Source organism: Streptococcus oralis (genome assembly GCF_001579025.1).
In the GTDB taxonomy this organism is placed as follows: Bacteria; Bacillota; Bacilli; order Lactobacillales; family Streptococcaceae; genus Streptococcus; species Streptococcus oralis_X.
The window spans coordinates 132,082-136,444 of the sequence record NZ_KQ970235.1; the positions used below are offsets into that span (position 1 = coordinate 132,082).

Here is a 4,363-nt window from a genome sequence, read left to right on the forward strand (position 1 = left end):
GTTTATGAAAAGCTAATCAAGGGCTACACCGAAAAGCAATGGGGGCGTTCTGCTACTGAACTACCACCCTTTATCATCAAGCGTTTACCTGTTCGATTGACCTATGATAACAATTATTTCAATGACCGTTACCAAGGGATTCCAATTGGTGGTTACAATGTCATCATCGAAAAGTTGTTGGAAGGAATCGAAGTAGAGCTTAATACAGATTTCTTTGCTGATCGTGAGAACTTGGAGGCTTCAGCGAATAAGATTGTTTTCACGGGGATGATTGATCAGTTCTTTGACTACAAGTTTGGTGAACTTGAGTATCGTAGTCTCCGTTTTGAGCATGAGATTCTGGACCAAGAAAATCATCAAGGAAATGCTGTAGTCAACTATACTGAACGTGATATTCCTTATACGCGTATCATCGAACACAAACATTTTGAGTTTGGGACTCAGGACAAGACGGTTATTACTCGAGAATATCCAGCAGATTGGAAAAGAGGAGATGAACCTTACTATCCAATCAATGATGCCAAAAACAATGCTATTTATGAGCAGTATCTAGCAGAAGCTGAGAAAAATGGACGCGTGATCTTCTGTGGTCGCTTGGCAGATTATAAATACTATGATATGCATGTGACTGTTGAACGTGCATTGGATGTGGTAGAAGAAGAACTAGGGAGCATCTAAGAACATCACAGATAAAGGGGAGAAAAGGTGAAATATTATCTGAAGGATTCATTTCTGCATAATGCACACGAAAAGAATGCAGGGAGTAAGGCGCGAAATGACGTGGAAGCTATTCTAATCTCAGAGGGCTATGAGGGCTTGGAGCTCAAGGTTGAGAATTGGTATAAGATGAATTTCTTTAAAGCTCAACAACACAAATATCGTGCGACCAAGTCTGTGTTTGATCAGTTGGGAGCTGGAGATGAATTGGTGATTCAGTTCCCTATTATCCACCATACATTTTTCATCTCACAACTCATCAAGCAGGCGCAAAAAAGAGGAGCAAAATTCTATCTGTTGATCCATGATATTGAAACCTTGCGTCATGCAGCAGGTTCAGAAGTGAAATTTCGTCATAAAGTGCGCAATTACTTCCAGGAAAAGAAAGCCTTGATGTCAGTGGATGGCATTATCGTTCATAACGATATCATGAAGAAAGTTCTGGTAGGTCAAGGAGTGCCAGCAGATAAAATGGTTAGCTTGGAGATTTTTGACTATCTGATTCCAAACTTTGCTGAAAAACCAAATCTCCAAAAAGACCAGCCTATTATTGTAGCTGGAAATTTGAACCCTGCAAAGTCAGGTTATCTTTATAACTTGCCAGACCAGCCCGCCTATAACTTGTATGGGGTGGGCTACGATGAAAGTCGTGCATTGAAAAACACTAGCTACTTTGGTTCCTTTATGCCAGATGACCTCCCCGCTGCTCTTGAAGGTAGTTTTGGTTTGGTCTGGGACGGAGACAGCTCAGAAACCTGCCAAGGTTCTTACGGAAACTATCTACGCTTTAACAACTCGCACAAGGCTTCTCTTTATTTGGCGTCAGGTTTCCCACTAGTAGTGTGGAAGGAATCGGCTCTGTCCCACTTTATACTGGACAAACAGTGTGGGGTAGCAGTTGATTCTTTACATGACCTCCAAAAGGCACTAGACGATTTGACTGATCAAGATTACATGGCACTGTCGGCTAATGCCAGACAAGTAGGAGTAGCGCTTCGAAATGGTGATTATCTGAAATCGGCTATTTCTAAATTGAAGTAAGAATTTGAAGCTACTCATTAATCAGTTCGTTAGAAAGGTTACTTCATTATGAAAGGTATTATTCTTGCGGGTGGTTCGGGAACGCGCCTGTACCCACTTACTCGAGCTGCGTCAAAACAGCTGATGCCGGTTTATGATAAACCCATGATTTACTATCCTTTGTCAACCTTGATGTTGGCAGGGATTAAGGACATTTTGATCATCTCAACACCACAGGATTTGCCCCGTTTTAAGGACCTGCTCTTGGATGGTTCCGAATTTGGGATCAAGCTTTCCTATGCGGAACAGCCTAGTCCCGACGGACTTGCTCAGGCTTTTCTTATTGGTGAAGAATTTATTGGTGACGATAGTGTTGCCTTGATTTTAGGCGATAATATCTATCATGGACCTGGTTTGAGCAAAATGCTTCAAAAGGCAGCCAAGAAAGAGAAGGGTGCGACTGTTTTTGGCTACCAAGTGAAGGATCCAGAGCGTTTTGGTGTGGTCGAGTTTGATGAAGACATGAATGCTATTTCCATAGAAGAAAAACCGGAGAATCCTCGATCCAACTATGCAGTGACAGGTCTTTATTTCTATGATAATGATGTTGTGGAGATTGCCAAACAGATCAAACCGAGTGCTCGTGGCGAGTTGGAAATCACAGATGTCAACAATGCTTATTTGAAGCGTGGGGATTTGTATGTTGAGGTGATGGGCCGTGGTTTTGCTTGGTTGGATACTGGGACACACGAGAGCTTGTTAGAGGCTTCCCAATATATCGAAACGGTTCAAAGAATGCAAAATCTTCAGGTTGCAAATCTGGAAGAAATTGCCTATCGAATGGGTTATATCAGCCGTGAAGATGTACTGGAATTGGCGCAACCTCTCAAGAAGAATGAATACGGGCAATACTTGCTCCGTTTGATTGGAGAAATATAGATGACAGATAATTTTTTCGGCAAAACACTTGCAGTGCACAAGATTGATGCCATTCCAGGTTTGTTAGAGTTTGACATTCCGGTTCATGGTGACAATCGTGGCTGGTTTAAGGAAAATTTCCAGAAAGAAAAGATGCTACCACTTGGCTTCCCTGAAAGCTTCTTTGCTGAAGGGAAACTGCAAAACAACGTCAGCTTTTCTCGTAAAAATGTTCTCCGAGGCCTCCATGCCGAACCTTGGGACAAGTATATCTCAGTAGCAGATGATGGGAAAGTTCTGGGTTCTTGGGTTGACCTACGTGAAGGTGAGACTTTTGGAAATGTTTATCAGACAGAGATTGATGCAAGTAAGGGAATCTTTGTCCCTCGTGGCGTAGCCAATGGTTTCCAAGTACTCTCGGATACAGTTGCTTATAGCTATCTGGTCAATGACTACTGGGCACTTGAGCTCAAGCCTAAATATGCCTTTGTCAACTATGCAGACCCAGCCTTGGGAATCGAGTGGGAAAACCTAGAAGCAGCAGAAGTCTCAGAAGCTGATAAACATCATCCCCTACTTAAGGATGTCAAACCTCTGAGAAAAGAAGATTTGTAAAAAAATTAGGGAATAAAAATGACTGAATACAAAAATATCATCGTGACAGGTGGGGCTGGTTTTATCGGTTCTAACTTTGTTCATTATGTTTATAATAACTTTCCAGACGTCCATGTGACAGTACTGGACAAGCTGACTTATGCGGGTAATCGTGCCAATATTGAAGAAATTATAGGTGATCGTGTTGAGTTGGTTGTTGGAGATATTGCTGATGCAGTCTTGGTAGACAAGCTGGCAGCTGAAGCGGATGCTATCGTTCATTATGCGGCAGAAAGTCACAATGACAACTCGCTCAATGATCCGAGTCCCTTTATCCATACCAACTTCATCGGGACCTACACTCTTTTGGAAGCAGCACGTAAATACGACCTTCGCTTCCACCATGTGTCAACTGATGAAGTCTATGGGGACCTGCCTCTGCGTGAAGATTTGCCAGGTCATGGAGAAGGTCCAGGTGAGAAGTTTACAGCTGAAACCAAGTACAATCCCAGCTCGCCATACTCATCAACCAAGGCGGCTTCAGACCTGATTGTCAAAGCTTGGGTTCGCTCATTTGGTGTTAAAGCGACTATTTCCAATTGTTCAAACAACTATGGTCCTTACCAACATATCGAGAAGTTTATTCCGCGCCAAATCACCAATATCTTGAGTGGTATCAAGCCAAAACTCTATGGTGAAGGTAAGAATGTCCGTGACTGGATTCACACCAATGACCATTCATCAGGTGTTTGGACGATTCTAACCAAAGGTCAAATCGGGGAAACCTACTTGATTGGTGCGGATGGTGAGAAGAACAATAAGGAAGTCCTGGAACTCATTCTCAAGGAAATGGGCCAACCAGCTGATGCTTATGACCATGTGACGGACCGAGCTGGTCATGACCTTCGTTATGCTATCGACGCTAGCAAGCTTCGTGATGAACTAGGGTGGAAGCCAGAGTTTACCAACTTTAAAGCAGGCCTCAAAGAGACCATCAAATGGTATACAGACAACCAAGACTGGTGGAAATCTGAAAAAGAAGCGGTAGAGGCTAACTATGCTAAAACGCAACAAGTGATTAAATAATCAGATACTAAAAAAGCAAGACGACCCC

The 4,363-nt window shown here is 42.8% G+C and carries 5 protein-coding genes; all 5 read left to right on the forward strand.

Translation table 11 applies throughout. The features are described 5' to 3' along the window. Positions 1-678: UDP-galactopyranose mutase (locus SORDD27_RS00635; protein WP_196755609.1), on the forward strand; the 678-nt coding region annotated here is incomplete at its 5' end. A gap of 27 nt (positions 679-705) precedes the next feature. Next, positions 706-1,758: a glycosyltransferase gene (locus SORDD27_RS00640; protein ID WP_061426735.1), complete on the forward strand. Its 1,053-nt coding sequence runs from the start codon at positions 706-708 to the stop codon at positions 1,756-1,758. 48 nt (positions 1,759-1,806) lie between these two features. Next, the gene (rfbA, locus tag SORDD27_RS00645) at positions 1,807-2,676 is read left to right on the forward strand and encodes a glucose-1-phosphate thymidylyltransferase RfbA (protein WP_061426737.1); all 870 of its coding nucleotides are present in this window, start codon (positions 1,807-1,809) and stop codon (positions 2,674-2,676) included. After that, positions 2,677-3,270, forward strand: coding sequence for a dTDP-4-dehydrorhamnose 3,5-epimerase family protein (locus tag SORDD27_RS00650; RefSeq protein ID WP_061426739.1), 594 nt, complete (start codon positions 2,677-2,679; stop codon positions 3,268-3,270). It abuts the gene before it with no gap. Positions 3,271-3,288: 18 nt separating this feature from the next. Beyond that, entirely contained in the window at positions 3,289-4,335 is a 1,047-nt protein-coding gene (rfbB, locus tag SORDD27_RS00655) for a dTDP-glucose 4,6-dehydratase (RefSeq protein WP_061426741.1), read from the forward strand. The last annotated feature ends 28 nt before the right edge of the window (positions 4,336-4,363 follow it).

What these genes read in the sequence shown, in the direction of transcription:
- rfbA (WP_061426737.1), top strand. Translation starts at nt 1,807, where the DNA reads ATGAAAGGTATTATTCTTGCGGGTGGTTCGGGAACGCGCCTGTACCCA.
- SORDD27_RS00650 (WP_061426739.1), top strand. Translation starts at nt 2,677, where the DNA reads ATGACAGATAATTTTTTCGGCAAAACACTTGCAGTGCACAAGATTGAT.
- rfbB (WP_061426741.1), top strand. Translation starts at nt 3,289, where the DNA reads ATGACTGAATACAAAAATATCATCGTGACAGGTGGGGCTGGTTTTATC.